Source organism: Delftia sp. Cs1-4 (assembly GCF_000214395.1).
Lineage (GTDB): Bacteria > Pseudomonadota > Gammaproteobacteria > Burkholderiales > Burkholderiaceae_C > Comamonas > Comamonas acidovorans.
In genome coordinates, this window is the sequence record NC_015563.1 from 2,181,078 (window position 1) to 2,194,577 (window position 13,500).

The following is a 13,500-nucleotide window of genomic DNA, read 5'->3' on the forward strand; positions in this document are numbered from 1 at the left end:
CTGCGTCACGGCCGGCGGGCCGGCCGCCCCGCGCCATCCCGGCGCAAGCCGAAGCGGGTGGCCGTGCTCAGTGCAGATGCAGCTGCAAGGTCCAGGGCGTCTTCTGCCAGGCCACGGCCTCGGTGCGCAGCAGCTGGGCGGACTGGGGATAGCTTTTGGCCCAGCCTTCCGGCACGGTCAGGTGAAAGACGCTGTCCGAGCGATGCAGGCGTATGCCCTGCAGATCGGGGTCACGCCGGGCATGGCACAGCTGCACGGCCAGCCGCAGTGCCAGCAGGGGCCAGGCCACGGCCTGGTCCTCGATGGCGGCTTCCAGCTTGCGCAGCTTGCCCTGGTGGCCGAGCACGAGCTGGGTGATGCGCGCGCGCAGCTCCACGGGCCATGTCGCGGCACCGCAGTGCTCGGTGATGTAGGCGCCGTGCCGGTGGTAGGCGCTCAGTGAGATGCGCATGCCGATCTCGTGCAGGCTGGCGGCCGTGTCCAGTGCATGCGTGGACAGGGCATCGGGCGGTTGTTGTGCGTGCAGCGATTGCCAGGCCCAGCGTGCCACCTTGCGCACGCGCAGCGCATGCGGGGCGTCAATGCCGAAGTCCTGCTGCAGCGCGGCAATTTCGGCTGCCTCGCGGTCGGCGGGGGGCTCGTGCTCCAGCAGGTCGTGCAAAACGCCCTGGCGCAACGCGCCCTGGGCGACTTCCAGTTCATTGATGCCCAGCAGGCCCAGGGCCGCAATCAGGATGCTCAGGCCTCCGGCGATGACGGCGCGGCGGTCTTCCTTGAGTCCGGCCAGCCGGATGCGGTCCACATGGCCGGCCTCCATCAGCTGCTCATGCAGCCAGCGCAGGCTGTCGGGCGTGATCAGCCCGCCGGAATATCCGTTGGCAGCCAGGATGTCGCCCACGGCGTTGGCCGTGCCCGACGAGGCATAGGCGCAGTCCCATGCAGTGGCCGGGTAGGCCGAGACGGTCTGGGTGAGGGCCGCCTGCGCGGCCTTGATGGCGGCCGAGAAATGTGCGCGCGACAGCGTGCCTTCGCCAAAGAACTGCGTGCTCCAGGCGACGCTGCCTATGGGGTAGGAGGCCACCTGACGCGCCTCGCCATGCTGGCCGATGATGACTTCGGTCGAGCGGCCGCCAATGTCCACCACCAGGCGCCGCTGCTGCGAGGGCGGCAACAGGCTGGAGACGCCGCGATAGATCAGCCGGGCCTCTTCCTCGCCCGAGATGACCTCGATGGGAAAGCCCAGCAGGGCGCTGCCGCGTGCGATGAAGACATCGCGGTTGCGGGCCTCCCGCAGGGTTTGTGTGGCCACGGCGCGGACCTGGTCGGCAGGAAAGCCGGCCAGTCGCTCGCCAAAGCGTGCCAGGCAGTCCCAGCCGCGTTGCATGGCCTCGTCGGTCAGCTCATGGTGCTCGTTGAGCCCATTGCCCTGGCGCACGGTCTCCTTGAGATATTCCACGCGCTCTATGCGCTGGTGGCTGCCGACGCGGCCTATTTCTAGGCGAAAGCTGTTGGATCCGAGGTCAACGGCGGCGAGCAGGGATTCTGGTGCCATGAAAGAAACGCCAATCAAGATTCGTCGAGCAGGAGTGCGCAGCGGTGCCGGGTGGCAGGGCTGCGCTTGTCTGGTGCCAGCTCGTGCGAGGCACAAGACTAAGACGGAATTGTGACACCGCGATGACCCGGGTCTTACAGACTATGGCCCAGCATTTGTGACGCCTTTTCTCCGTGTCATATCAATGTCACAAAGCCTTCTTACAGTCCAGCCATCGCATCTTTCAACCCCTAAGAGGTCTGTACATGAAGTTGTCTGTGATTCACATTCTGGTGGCTGGTGCTCTGTCTGCGGGCGGTATGGGCCAGGCCCTGGCCCAGCAGGAAGCCACCGGCGCCGGCGCCAGCTTCCCTGCGCCGCTGTACTCGAAGTGGGCCGCCGATTACCACAAGGCCACCGGCGTGAAGATCAACTACCAGTCCGTGGGCTCCAGCGCCGGCATCAAGCAGATCGAAGCCAAGACCGTGGACTTCGGTGCTTCGGACGAGCCGCTCAAGGACGACGAACTGGCCAAGAAGGGCCTGGTGCAATTCCCCACCGTGATCGGCGGCATCGTGCCCGTGGTCAATATCAAGGGCATCCAGCCCGGCCAGCTCAAGCTGACCGGCCAGGTGCTGGGCGACATCTACCTGGGCAAGATCACCAAGTGGAACGACGAGGCCATCAAGGCCCTGAACCCCGGCGTGACCCTGCCTGACGCCACGATCGCTCCCGTGCGCCGTGCTGACGGCTCGGGCACCACCTTCGGCTTCACGAACTACCTGTCCAAGGTCAATGCCGAGTGGAAGGAAAAGGTTGGCGAAGGCAAGGCCGTGAACTGGCCCACGGGTGCCGGCGGCAAGGGCAATGAAGGCGTGGCCGCCTTCGTGGGCCGCCTGCCCAACTCCATCGGCTACGTCGAGTACGCCTATGTCAAGCAAAACAAGCTGACCTACACGCAGCTGCAGACCGCTGGCGGCGCTTTCGTGTCGCCCGACGACGCCACCTTCAAGGCCGCTGCCGCCGGTGCCGACTGGGCCAAGAGCTTCTACCAGATCCTGACCAACCAGCCCGGCAAGGATGCATGGCCCATCACCTCGGCCACGTTCATCATCATGCACAAGGCCCAGGACAAGCCCGCACAGGCCGCTGCCTCGCTGAAGTTCTTCGAGTGGGCCTACAAGTCCGGCGACAAGACCGCCACCGACCTGGACTACGTGCCCATGCCTGACGCCGTCAAGAGCGTGATCTTCCAATCCTGGGGTCAAGTCAAGGACGCCTCGGGTACCGCGATTTCCCTGAAGTAAACCCTGAAAAGGGGCCGTGGCGCACCGCCGGCAGGTGCATCATGGCCCCCCTGATCTCCCCACAAACCGCGAATAAAGGCGCCTCACGTGTCCACAACGTCGCCCTCGAACTCGCTGGCCGCCTCCGCACAGGCTTCCCAGCGACGCACACCTTCTCCGCTACGCCCCCCGATGCTGTCGGGGCGCGTGGCGGATCGCTTGTTTGGCGCTCTCGCGCGTCTGGCCGCGCTGCTGACGCTGGGCCTGCTGCTGGCCATCCTGGCTTCGCTGCTGGTCGGCGCCTGGCCCGCCATCTATGAATACGGCCTGAGCTTTCTGGGCCGCAGCGTCTGGGACCCCGTTCGCAACGAATATGGCGGCCTGGTCATGATTTACGGCACGCTGGCCACTTCGGCCATCGCGTTGCTGATTGCGGTGCCCGTGAGCTTTGGCATCGCCCTGTTCCTCACCGAGCTGTCGCCCGCCTGGCTCAAGCGCCCGCTGGGCACCGCCGTCGAGCTGCTGGCTGCCGTGCCTTCCATCGTCTACGGCATGTGGGGCCTGATGGTCTTCGGTCCCGTGCTCTCCACCTATGTGCAGCAGCCGCTGCAAAAGCTGTTTCAGGGCGTTCCTTATCTGGAAGCCTTCGTGTCCGGCCCGCCCGTGGGCATCGGCATCCTGTCGGCCGGCATCATCCTGGCCATCATGATCATCCCCTTCATCGCCTCGGTGATGCGCGATGTGTTCGAAGTCACGCCGGCCCTGCTCAAGGAGTCGGCCTACGGCCTGGGCTCCACGACCTGGGAAGTGGTCTGGAAGGTCGTGCTGCCCTACACCAAGACCGGCGTGCTCGGTGGCGTGATGCTGGGTCTGGGCCGTGCGCTGGGCGAGACCATGGCCGTCACCTTCGTGATCGGCAACATGAACCAGCTCAACTCTCTGTCTGTCTTCGAGGCTGCCAACAGCATCACCTCGGCGCTGGCCAACGAGTTTGCCGAAGCGGGCGAAGGCCTGCACCAGGCTTCGCTGATCTATCTGGGCCTGGTGCTGTTCTTCATCACCTTCGTGGTGCTGGCCTGCTCCAAGGTGCTGCTCAACCGTCTGCAGAAGAATGAAGGAGCCCGCTCGTGAGCAGCACCTCCACCAAGATGATCAATGCCGCCGAACTGACTCGCGTGCGCCAGGCCAAGTACGCCAAGCGCAAGCGCGTGAACCAGGTGGCGCTGACCCTGTCGCTGGCTGCCATGGCCTTCGGCGTGTTCTGGCTGGTCTGGATCCTGTGGGAAACCATCACGCTGGGTATCGGCGGCCTGAGCCTGGCGCTGTTCAGCGAAATGACGCCTCCGCCCAATGAGGCGGGCGGCATTGCCAACGCCATCTTCGGCTCGCTGATCATGGTGGCGCTGGCCACCTTCGTCGGCACGCCCATCGGCGTGATGGCCGGTGTCTACCTGGCCGAATACGATGCGCGCGGCTGGCTGGCCAATACCACGCGCTTCGTCAACGACATCCTGCTGTCGGCGCCTTCCATCGTGATCGGCCTGTTCGTCTACACCGTGGTCGTGGCGCGCTTCAAGAGCTTTTCCGGCTATGCGGGTGTGGTGGCGCTGGCGCTGATCGTGATTCCCGTGGTCATCCGCACCACCGAGAACATGCTGGTGCTGGTGCCTGCCAGCCTGCGCGAAGCGGCCTATGCACTGGGCACGCCCAAATGGAAGGTCATCATCATGGTGACGCTGCGTGCAGCGCGTGCCGGCGTGATCACCGGCGTGCTGCTGGCCGTGGCCCGCATTGCCGGGGAAACTGCTCCGCTGCTGTTCACGGCGCTGAACAACCAGTTCTGGAATGCCGACCTGTCCAAGCCCATGGCCAGCCTGCCGGTGACGATCTTCAAGTTCGCGATGAGCCCCTACGAGAATTGGCAGCAACTGGCCTGGGCCGGCGTGTTCCTGATCACCGTGGCGGTGCTCGGTCTCAATATCCTGGCGCGGTTCCTGACCCGCCAGAAGTAATGCAGCAATAAGCAATCAACAAGGACAAGGATCACGCAATGACTGCGACCTCTTCCACCGCGCTGAACTCCTCCAAGCTGACGGTTCGCGACCTGAACTTCTACTACGGCAAGTTCCACGCCCTCAAGGGCATCAACCTGGACATCCCCGAAAAGAAGGTCACGGCCTTCATCGGCCCGTCGGGCTGCGGCAAGTCCACGCTGCTGCGCACCTTCAATCGCATGTTCGAGCTGTACCCCGAGCAGCGCGCCGAAGGCCAGATCATGCTGGACGGCGAGAACCTGCTGACCAGCAAGCAGGACGTGGCGCTGATCCGCGCCAAGGTGGGCATGGTCTTCCAGAAGCCCACGCCGTTTCCCATGTCCATCTACGACAACATCGCCTTCGGCGTGAAGCTGTTTGAAAACCTCAGCTCCTCCGACATGGACGACCGTGTGGAATGGGCACTGCGCAAGGCGGCCCTGTGGGGCGAGGTCAAGGACAAGCTGCAGCAAAGCGGCTCGGGCCTGTCCGGCGGCCAGCAGCAGCGCCTGTGCATCGCGCGCGGCATTGCCATCAAGCCCGAAGTGCTGCTGCTCGACGAGCCCTGCTCGGCCCTGGACCCGATCTCCACGGCCAAGATCGAGGAGCTGATTGCCGAGCTGAAGAACGACTACACCGTCGTCATCGTGACGCACAACATGCAGCAGGCAGCGCGCTGCAGCGACTACACGGCCTACATGTACCTGGGCGATCTGGTGGAATTCGGAGACACCGAGCAGATGTTCTTCAAGCCCCAGCGCAAGGAAACGGAAGACTACATCACAGGCCGCTTCGGCTGAGCAGGAGCAATCGATGAACGAAAAACACCTTTCCAGCCAGTTCGACAGCGAACTCAACCGCGTCTCTGCGCGCGTCATGGAGCTTGGCGGCCTGGTCGAGTCCCAGATCCGCCAGGCGGTCTATGCGCTGTCGCGCTTCAGCATCGAGGCCGTGGAGCAGGTCGATGCCGCGGAAAAGCGCGTCAACGCCATGGAAGTGGAGATCGACCACGAGCTCTCGTCCATCATCGCCCGGCGCCAGCCCACGGCGCGCGACCTGCGCCTGCTGATCGCCTTCTCCAAGGCCACGGCCAATCTGGAGCGCATGGGTGACGAAGCGCACAAGATGGCGCGCATGGTCAAGTCCATCATCGAAAGCGGTGCTGCGCGCTCCCTGCCCACGGGCGACCTGCGCACGGCGGCCGAGATGGCCTCGGGCCTGCTGCGCAAGACGCTGGATGCCTTTGCGCGCCTGGATACCAAGGCTGCCGTGGCCATCCTCAAGGAAGATGATCTGATCGACCAGGAGTTCGACGGCTTCGTGCGCAAGCTCATCACCTACATGATGGAAGACCCGCGCACCATCTCGGCCAGCCTGGACCTGCTGTTCCTGGCCAAGGCCATCGAGCGCATCGGCGACCATTCCAAGAATGTGGCCGAGCTGATCATCTATCTGGTGGAGGGCAAGGATGTCCGTCACCAGACCATGGATGCCATTGAGTCGGCAGTGCTGTAAGTGCCGGAGGCGAACAACGGATGAAGAAGATGCCCATGGTCCTCATCGTCGAGGACGAGCCCGCCATCGCGGAGCTGATCGCTGTCAACCTGCGGCACAACGGCTTCCAGCCGGTCTGGGCCGAGGATGGCGTGACGGCTCAGCGCGAGCTGGATGCCGTGCTGCCCGACGTGATCCTGCTTGACTGGATGCTGCCCGGCGCCAGCGGCCTGTCCCTGGCGCGCAAATGGCGCGCGGACAGCCGCACCAAGGCTGTGCCCATTCTGATGCTCACGGCGCGCGGCGATGAACCTGACAAGGTGGCGGGGCTCGATGCGGGCGCCGATGACTACATCACCAAGCCCTTCTCGACCCAGGAGCTGCTCGCGCGCATCCGTGCCGTGCTGCGGCGCCGTGCGCCCGAGCAGATTCAGGACAAGGTCAATATCGGCGAGCTGGTGCTCGATGCCGCCGCGCACCGCGTGAGCTGGCAGGGCGACATGATCAAGGTGGGCCCCACCGAGTTCAAGCTGCTGCACTACCTGATGAAGCACCCGGAGCGCGTGCACAGCCGTGCCCAGTTGCTGGACAAGGTCTGGGGCGATCACGTCTTCATCGAGGAGCGCACGGTGGACGTGCACGTCAAGCGGCTGCGCGAGGCGCTGGGCATGGCCGGTGCATTGATCGAGACGGTACGCGGCGCCGGCTACCGGCTCAGCGCGCAGGCGCTGGCCTGAGGCCGTTTTTTCCGCATGAATCCACGCATGGCCTTCGCGGGTCATGCCATGGCGCCGCTGCCCAGGGCAGCGAATACAACGCAAAGAAGGCGCAAGTATGGGTTGGCGAGGTTTCCGCTTGTTGGCGTCCCAGATCGCGGGCGCATTGCTGGGCTGGTGGCTCTGGGGCGTCATGTCCGCCTCCAGCCCCGGCATGGCCGCCCAGGCCGTGGCGGCCCTGACGGGGGCGCTGTGCGCGGGCTGGATCTGGTGGCTGGTGGACAGCTGGAACGCCATGCGCCTGCTGTCCTGGCTGCGCCAGTCGGAGCTGCGGGAGGCGCCCGAGCTCAGCGGAATCTGGGGGGAAGCCAGCGTGCGCATGCGCCGGTGGCTGCGCCAGAGCGTGCAGCAGGTGCAGCAGGGCGATCAGCGCCTCAACGACATTCTTTCCGCCCTGCAGGCCAGCCCCAATGGCGTGGTCCTGCTGGACGCCGATGGGCGCATCGAATGGTGCAACCAGATCGCGGCGCGGCAGTTCGGCTTCGATGCCGAACGCGACCTGCTGCAAAGTATTGGCAACCTAGTGCGCGACCCCGAGTTCAGCGCCTACTTCGCCACCCAGGATTTCTCACGCGACCTGGTCATGCAGGGCCGCGAAAGCACGGCCTCGCGGCCCGTCAAGCTGTCGGTGCAGCTGTATGGCTATGGCGAAGGGCGCAAGCTGCTGCTGGCGCGCGATGTCACCGCGGTGGAGCAGGCAGAGGCCATGCGCCGCGACTTCGTGGCCAATGTCTCGCATGAAATCCGCACGCCGCTGACCGTGCTCGTGGGCTTTGTGGAGACGCTGCAGAACCTGCCGCTGGAGCCCGAGGAGCGCAACCGCTACCTGGGACTGATGGCCCAGCAGGCCGAGCGCATGCAGCATCTGGTGGAAGACCTGCTGGCGCTGTCGCGCCTGGAGGGCAGCCCCTTGCCCAGCAGCAACGAATGGGTGCCCGTGGCCCAACTGATGCAGCGCTGCGAGAACGAGGCACGCGGCCTGTCTTCCATGCTCACGCGCAAGCAATCCCTGCCGCATGCGCTGAGCTTTCCGTCGGCCGAGATGCTGGCGCAGGCCGGTGAGGTGGCCGGCGCCAGCGCCGAGCTGCAAAGCGCTTTCTCCAACCTGCTGGCCAACGCCATGCGCTACACGCCGGCAGGCGGGCGCATCGAGGTGACCTGGGAGAGCCTGCCTGATGGATCGGCACGCTTTGCCGTGCAGGACTCCGGGCCAGGCATCGAACCCAAGCACTTGGCGCGTCTGACAGAACGCTTTTACCGTGTGGACCGCAGCCGTTCGCGCGATACCGGCGGCACGGGCCTGGGCCTGGCCATCGTCAAGCATGTGCTGCAGCGCCATGGCGCCAAGCTGGGCATCACCAGCGCGCCGGGCCAGGGGTCGGAGTTTTCCGTGACCTTTCCGGCCAGCCGCGTCCGCATCGCGGCCCCAGGCACACGCGAAGTCGGCGAGGCCCGCGAAAGCCGCGCCGCATAGGCGTGGCCCCGTGTGAACGGTCGTTGCCGTTCAGCGGCCTGTGGCTTTGCGCACGATGGCGCTGAACACCAGGGCCGTCACCAGCAGCGCACAGGCACTGCTGGCCCAGAACGGGGCGGGCGTGCCATGGTGCAGCCAGGCGGGCAGGGCGCTGTCCGTGCCGTAGGCCAGCCAGTATCCGCCGGCCAGTCCGCCGCCCCACAGCAGCAGGCAGTAGATGACCAGCGGCGCCACGGTGATGCGGTAGCAGCGCAGTACGAAGAGGCAGAAGGTCTGCACGGCGTCGGCCACATGGTAGGCAGCCACCCAGGCCAGCAGGCTGGCGGTAGTGGCCACCACCTCGGGGTTGCTGCTGTAGATGCGGGCCAGGCCCTCGCGGGACAGGAACAGTGCCGAGGCCAGCACCAGTCCACCCGTTGCCGCAAGCCGCCAGCCCATGGTGACAAGGCGGCGCGCCATGGCCTCGTCCCCCGCGCCGCGCCAGTAGCTGATCCGCGCGCTGGTGGCAATCGCCAGCGACAGGGGCACCATGTAGCACAGCGCCGCAAGATTGGCAGCAATCTGGTGGCTGGCCGAGGACAGCGTGCCCTGGCGCGCCACGAACAAGGCCATCAGCGTGAACGAGGTCACCTCCACCAAAATTGCCAGCCCTGCAGGAACGCCCAGTCGAGCGAACTGCGCCAGTTGCGGCCAGTTCGGGGGCTCCATGCGCTGCCACAGCGCCAGGGGCGCATACAGGCTCTGGCTGCGCATCAGCACGAATGCGAGGGCAACCATGGCGTAGTTCACCACCAGCGTGGCCCAGGCACAGCCCTCGGCGCCCAGCGCAGGCAGGCCGGCGCCGCCAAAGGCCAGCCAGATCGACAGGGGGATTTTCAGCAGCAGCGACAGCAGCTGCAGCCAGGTCACCAGCAGGGGATGGCCCAGCGCCTGGTTCAGTGTGCTGTAGATGCGAAACAGCAGCGCGGCCGGAAGGCTCCAGGCCAGCACCGAAAGATAGGCCCGCACCTCCACCTGCAGCGGTGGCGGCACATCGGCCCAGCGCAGCAGCGCATCGGGAAACAGCAGCACGCCCATGCCCAGGGCGCAGGCGGCCAGCAGCATGTACATGGCCTGGCGCAGCGTGCGGCCTATGGCCTCGGGCTGTCCGGCACCGCGATGCTCGGCCCACAGCGGCAGCAGGGCCTGGAAGATGCCCATCAGCGAGACATAGACACTCACGAAGATGGCCGAGCCCACGGACAGCGCTGCCAGCGCTTCTTCGGCGTAGCGGCCCGCCACGATGGTGTCGGTCACGCCGAAGGCCATCACCGCCAGCTGCCCGGCCAGCACGGTCAGCGCGTGCTGGGCGATGGTGCGCCGTTCGGTGCCCAGTGGCGCGCGCGCGGGCTGGCTCATGGCCTGGCCTGGGCGCGGCTCGCCTCGGGCCTGCGCTTCAAGACCAGCAGGAAGTCCTTGCGATCGGTGGGGCGCACCACGCGGGCCACGGTTTCCCAGGTGCCCTGCAGGCGCGCGCTGTGCGGGTCCAGCCAGGTTTCTTCCTCGGCCACCATCCAGTCGCAGCGTGCGGCGCCGGCCATGCTCAGGCGTTGGGTGTCGATGTCGCCGTAAAAGCGCAGCGCCGCAATGTGTGCGCGGGGCAGGCCATAGGTTTGCACGCAGCTGCCGTCCTTGGGCAGTTCGGCCAGCACCTGGCGCATCTGCGGCTCGAAGCTGCGCGCGTGGTCCAGCAGCGGCAGCCACAGCGTCATCAGCAGCAGCCAGCCCAGCGTGGCGCCGCTGGCCGGCAGCACCAGGCTCTTCCAGATGGCGGCGCGGTTGCGCGATGTGCGCCAGGCGACGAGCACGCACCAGGCCAAGGTGGCGGCAACCGCCACGGCGAAGGAGAACACCGAGAATTCCGGCGTGAACTGCGGAGCCAGCCTGGCCACATTGGCGGCCGGCTTGGCGGGAATGCCCGTCTGCAGCGAGAGCCAGATCACCCAGATGGCAATGGCGGCGGCGCTGAAGAACAGCAGGGTGAACCAGTCGATCAAGGCGCTGATGCTGCGGCGCAGCGTCGGCAGGGCAAAGGCTGCCAGCGTGGCGATGGCGGGCAGGCCCAGCAGCAGGGCGCGGTCCGCAGGCAGCGTGCTCAGCGAAGCGATCACCGGAATGACGGCGAACCACAGCGGCAGCGCCAGATGGGGATAGCGGCGAGGCGCGGCGATCTGGCGGCGCCAGACCCACAGGGTCCACATGGCCAGCGGCCAGGCCGGCCAGCTGAACCACAGCAGCAGCCTGACCAGGCTTTGCCATTCCTTGGCGGTGCCGCTGTCCACCAGGCGCCAGGCCCATTGGTCCAGCCACCAGGACAGTGCAGCCGCCAGCAGCGTGACGCCCAGCCACAGCGCGGTCCAGATGCGCGCCTCGCGCGGCGCGAGCGAGGGCTCGTCACCCCAGGTGCGCGAGAAAAACGCCATGGTCGCACCGCCCAGGCCGAACAGCGTGGCCACGGTGGGCGCGCCGCTCAGCGCCAAGCCTGGCAGGCCCAGCAGCAGCGCCAGCATGGCGGTGCGGCCGTGGTAGGGCATGGCTGCGGCGGCAAAGAACAGCAGGGCCGCGCAGCCGAGCTGGGTCATGTAGCTGGTGGTTTCATGGGAAAGCTGGGCCAGGCCCAGGCAGGCCACCAGGGCCAGCAGGCCGCCATCGGCCATGGCGCGCGCATAGTCGGTGGGCTGTGCCTCGCCGCCAAAGGCAAAGGCCACGGGGCGCGCGCCCGGCGTGCGCGCCAGGTAGTACACGCCCCACCAGGTGGCCGTCAGCGTGAGCACCAGCATGGCGATGAAGGGCAGGCGTGCCGCCATCTCCAGATTCAGCCAGGAAGGCGCTCCCTGCATGGCCAGCGCGCCAAGCCAGTACGACAGCAGGCCCTCGGATTCGGGCAGCAGGCCCGCCATGCGCGGTGCCAGCCACGAGGTATGGCCCAGGGCCAGCTCCCGCATGTAGCCGAAGGCCTCCATGTCGGCCATGCGCCAGGGGCTGCGCCCCACATATCCGGGCACGACATAGGCCAGGCACAGCAGCAGCAGCGACCAGCGGGGCAGGCGGCGCACGGCGCTTTGGGCAACGATGGCAGGGGTGGGCTGGTTCACTCACAGGACTTTCTGCAACGGAGGGCGCAAGAATACGCGAAGCAAGGGCCTCGAAAAGCGTGGAACATGGCTGGCCGGCAGGGATTGGCCGGACTGCGAAAAACAAAAGGGCAGCGCGGTTGCCCGTGCTGCCCTTCTGGCCGGAGAAGCAGGATTTACTTCTTGCCGAAACGGTTGCGGAAGCGCTCCACACGGCCGCCCATGTTGTCCACCGACTTTTGCGTGCCGGTGTAGAACGGGTGCGACTCGGACGAGGTGTCCAGCTTGAACAGGGGGTAGTCCTTGCCTTCGAAGGTGTCGGTTTCCTTCGTGTTCACGCAGGAGCGGGTCACGAACTTGAAGCCGTTGGACAGGTCCACGAACAGAACTTCGCGGTAGTTGGGGTGGATGCCTTCTTTCATGATCTTTCCTTCTGATGCAAGTGCGGTAGCCGTGCCTGACCCGCTGCAACCTTTGTAGCGGTTCAAATCAAGCGTACTTTCCGCAAGAAAAAGCCCTGCATTATCGCATAGTGCTCAGTTGCGTGCCAAGCCGGCGGGCCTGGGGCCAGTGTACGCCGCGCGTGGCCGAATGATCTGCCGTGTGGCGCGCTGCTCCAGCGCCTGTGCCAGCCAGCCTGCGCAGCGGCCCAGCGCGAACAGCCCGAAGGCGCTGCCCGCCGGCAGCTGCAGGTGCCGCCGCAGGGCCACCAATGCGAAATCGACCGAAGGGGCCAGGCCAGTGAGTGCCATCACTTCGGCCGCCAAGGCCGCCGCCGGTCCCTGCCTGGGCAGCATTTCCAGCAACAGGGCGGCGCGCACATCGCCTTCGGGGTAGAGGTGGTGGCCGAAGCCGGGCAGGGTCTCGCCGCGCGCCAGGCGCTGGCGCAGGCGTGCCGGGGCCTGCGCCTCGCCCAGCTCGTCCCAGAGCGCCTCGACGCGCGCGGTCGTGCCGCCGTGGCGCCCGCCCGTCAGGGCGGCAAGGCCTCCCACCACGGCCGCCCGCAGGCTGGCGCCCGTGGATGCCACGCAGCGCGCCGTGAAGCCGGAGGCGTTGAGTTCATGGTCGGCGCACAGCACCAGGGCCATGCGCACTAGGTCGGCGCCTTGTGCGTCCAGCGCCCAGGCCTGGGCGCATTGCAGGTGGATGGGGGCCTTGTCCGGCGCCGTGCCCAGCAGGCAGGCTGCCAGCAGGCGCAGGAGCGCTCCGCAGCCTGCCGCCAGCCGTTCTGGCGATTGCTGCCATGCGGCAGTGGCCGCGTCATCGCTGGCGACGGTGAACAGGGCCAGCAGCGTGTTTTCGCAAGGCTGGCCGGCCATGCGCTGCTGCAGGTCGGGCAACACAGGGGCGGCCTCCACGGCGTGTGCGGCGAAGGCGGCATCGGCCGGGTATTGCCAGAGCAGGGCGGCGGTCTCTTCCAGCGTGTGCGCGCGTGCCCAGTCCACGGCGTCCTCGCCACGGTAGTAGAGGCGGCCCTGTTCTATCAGCGTGATCGATGACTCCAGCACCGGCAGGCCCCAGTTGAGCGCGGCCTGGGCGACTTCGCGGGGTTTGCGGCCCTGGCCGCGCTGGCGCGCGAGCTGCTCGACCTCTTCGCGCAGGTAGCGGCTTTCGCGCGGCGTGTCTGCCGCATGGGCATGGAGCAGCCCCCGGCTGACATAGGCATACAGCGTGGCGCGGCTCACGCCCAGCAGTGCGGTGGCTTCGGTCGAGTTCAGGTAGTCGGGCATGGACGTGATGATATGTTGATTTATTTAATCAATATTGACAATATTTTCTGGAAATCTATCGTG

General features: G+C 66.5%; 12 protein-coding genes. 7 read left to right on the top strand and 5 right to left on the bottom strand.

Annotated elements, in window-relative coordinates:
• Positions 1-67: 67 nt before the first annotated feature.
• Positions 68-1,552, bottom strand: a complete 1,485-nt coding sequence (locus DELCS14_RS09675) for a Ppx/GppA phosphatase family protein (RefSeq protein WP_013801470.1) — start codon at positions 1,550-1,552, stop codon at positions 68-70.
• Positions 1,553-1,797: 245 nt separating this feature from the next.
• Between DELCS14_RS09675 and pstS the strand changes: the two genes are divergently transcribed.
• The 7 genes from pstS to phoR all read left to right on the top strand — a co-directional run bounded on the left by pstS (position 1,798) and on the right by phoR (position 8,594).
• Positions 1,798-2,838 (top strand): phosphate ABC transporter substrate-binding protein PstS, encoded by a 1,041-nt coding sequence (pstS, locus tag DELCS14_RS09680; protein ID WP_013801471.1) that lies wholly within the window; start codon positions 1,798-1,800, stop codon positions 2,836-2,838.
• A gap of 171 nt (positions 2,839-3,009) precedes the next feature.
• Positions 3,010-3,948, top strand: a complete 939-nt coding sequence (pstC, locus tag DELCS14_RS09685) for a phosphate ABC transporter permease subunit PstC (RefSeq protein ID WP_012206716.1) — start codon at positions 3,010-3,012, stop codon at positions 3,946-3,948.
• A 17-nt stretch (positions 3,949-3,965) separates the two neighbouring features.
• The gene (gene pstA / locus DELCS14_RS09690) at positions 3,966-4,829 is read left to right on the top strand and encodes a phosphate ABC transporter permease PstA (RefSeq protein WP_034398840.1); all 864 of its coding nucleotides are present in this window, start codon (positions 3,966-3,968) and stop codon (positions 4,827-4,829) included.
• Between the two features lie 38 nt (positions 4,830-4,867).
• A complete protein-coding gene (gene pstB, locus DELCS14_RS09695) occupies positions 4,868-5,650 on the top strand; it encodes a phosphate ABC transporter ATP-binding protein PstB (protein ID WP_012206714.1) in 783 nt (260 codons plus the stop codon).
• A 13-nt stretch (positions 5,651-5,663) separates the two neighbouring features.
• On the top strand, positions 5,664-6,365 hold the full coding sequence (phoU, locus tag DELCS14_RS09700) for a phosphate signaling complex protein PhoU (protein ID WP_012206713.1): 702 nt from the start codon (positions 5,664-5,666) through the stop codon (positions 6,363-6,365).
• Between the two features lie 20 nt (positions 6,366-6,385).
• Positions 6,386-7,081 (top strand): phosphate regulon transcriptional regulator PhoB, encoded by a 696-nt coding sequence (gene phoB / locus DELCS14_RS09705; RefSeq protein WP_012206712.1) that lies wholly within the window; start codon positions 6,386-6,388, stop codon positions 7,079-7,081.
• 118 nt (positions 7,082-7,199) lie between these two features.
• Positions 7,200-8,594: a phosphate regulon sensor histidine kinase PhoR gene (gene phoR / locus DELCS14_RS09710; RefSeq protein ID WP_012206711.1), complete on the top strand. Its 1,395-nt coding sequence runs from the start codon at positions 7,200-7,202 to the stop codon at positions 8,592-8,594.
• Positions 8,595-8,624: 30 nt separating this feature from the next.
• Here phoR and DELCS14_RS09715 read toward each other — a convergent pair whose 3' ends face one another.
• From DELCS14_RS09715 to DELCS14_RS09730, 4 genes are all read right to left on the bottom strand, one after another.
• Positions 8,625-9,992: an MATE family efflux transporter gene (locus DELCS14_RS09715; protein ID WP_013801472.1), complete on the bottom strand. Its 1,368-nt coding sequence runs from the start codon at positions 9,990-9,992 to the stop codon at positions 8,625-8,627.
• Complete coding sequence (locus DELCS14_RS09720) at positions 9,989-11,728, bottom strand: hypothetical protein (protein ID WP_013801473.1); 1,740 nt, start codon at positions 11,726-11,728, stop codon at positions 9,989-9,991. The genes DELCS14_RS09715 and DELCS14_RS09720 overlap by 4 nt, the downstream gene beginning before the upstream one ends.
• Positions 11,729-11,883: 155 nt before the next feature.
• Positions 11,884-12,129, bottom strand: coding sequence for a type B 50S ribosomal protein L31 (locus tag DELCS14_RS09725; RefSeq protein ID WP_013801474.1), 246 nt, complete (start codon positions 12,127-12,129; stop codon positions 11,884-11,886).
• 114 nt (positions 12,130-12,243) lie between these two features.
• Positions 12,244-13,437, bottom strand: a complete 1,194-nt coding sequence (locus tag DELCS14_RS09730; protein WP_013801475.1) for a citrate synthase family protein — start codon at positions 13,435-13,437, stop codon at positions 12,244-12,246.
• Positions 13,438-13,500 lie beyond the last annotated feature (63 nt).

Excerpts from the sequence above, each read along its gene's own strand:
- pstS (WP_013801471.1), top strand. The coding sequence starts at position 1,798 with ATGAAGTTGTCTGTGATTCACATTCTGGTGGCTGGTGCTCTGTCTGCG.
- pstC (WP_012206716.1), top strand. The coding sequence starts at position 3,010 with ATGCTGTCGGGGCGCGTGGCGGATCGCTTGTTTGGCGCTCTCGCGCGT.
- DELCS14_RS09715 (WP_013801472.1), bottom strand. The coding sequence starts at position 9,992 with ATGAGCCAGCCCGCGCGCGCGCCACTGGGCACCGAACGGCGCACCATC.
- DELCS14_RS09730 (WP_013801475.1), bottom strand. The coding sequence starts at position 13,437 with ATGCCCGACTACCTGAACTCGACCGAAGCCACCGCACTGCTGGGCGTG.
- pstB (WP_012206714.1), top strand. The coding sequence starts at position 4,868 with ATGACTGCGACCTCTTCCACCGCGCTGAACTCCTCCAAGCTGACGGTT.
- DELCS14_RS09725 (WP_013801474.1), bottom strand. The coding sequence starts at position 12,129 with ATGAAAGAAGGCATCCACCCCAACTACCGCGAAGTTCTGTTCGTGGAC.
- phoB (WP_012206712.1), top strand. The coding sequence starts at position 6,386 with ATGAAGAAGATGCCCATGGTCCTCATCGTCGAGGACGAGCCCGCCATC.
- pstA (WP_034398840.1), top strand. The coding sequence starts at position 3,966 with ATGATCAATGCCGCCGAACTGACTCGCGTGCGCCAGGCCAAGTACGCC.
- phoU (WP_012206713.1), top strand. The coding sequence starts at position 5,664 with ATGAACGAAAAACACCTTTCCAGCCAGTTCGACAGCGAACTCAACCGC.
- DELCS14_RS09675 (WP_013801470.1), bottom strand. The coding sequence starts at position 1,552 with ATGGCACCAGAATCCCTGCTCGCCGCCGTTGACCTCGGATCCAACAGC.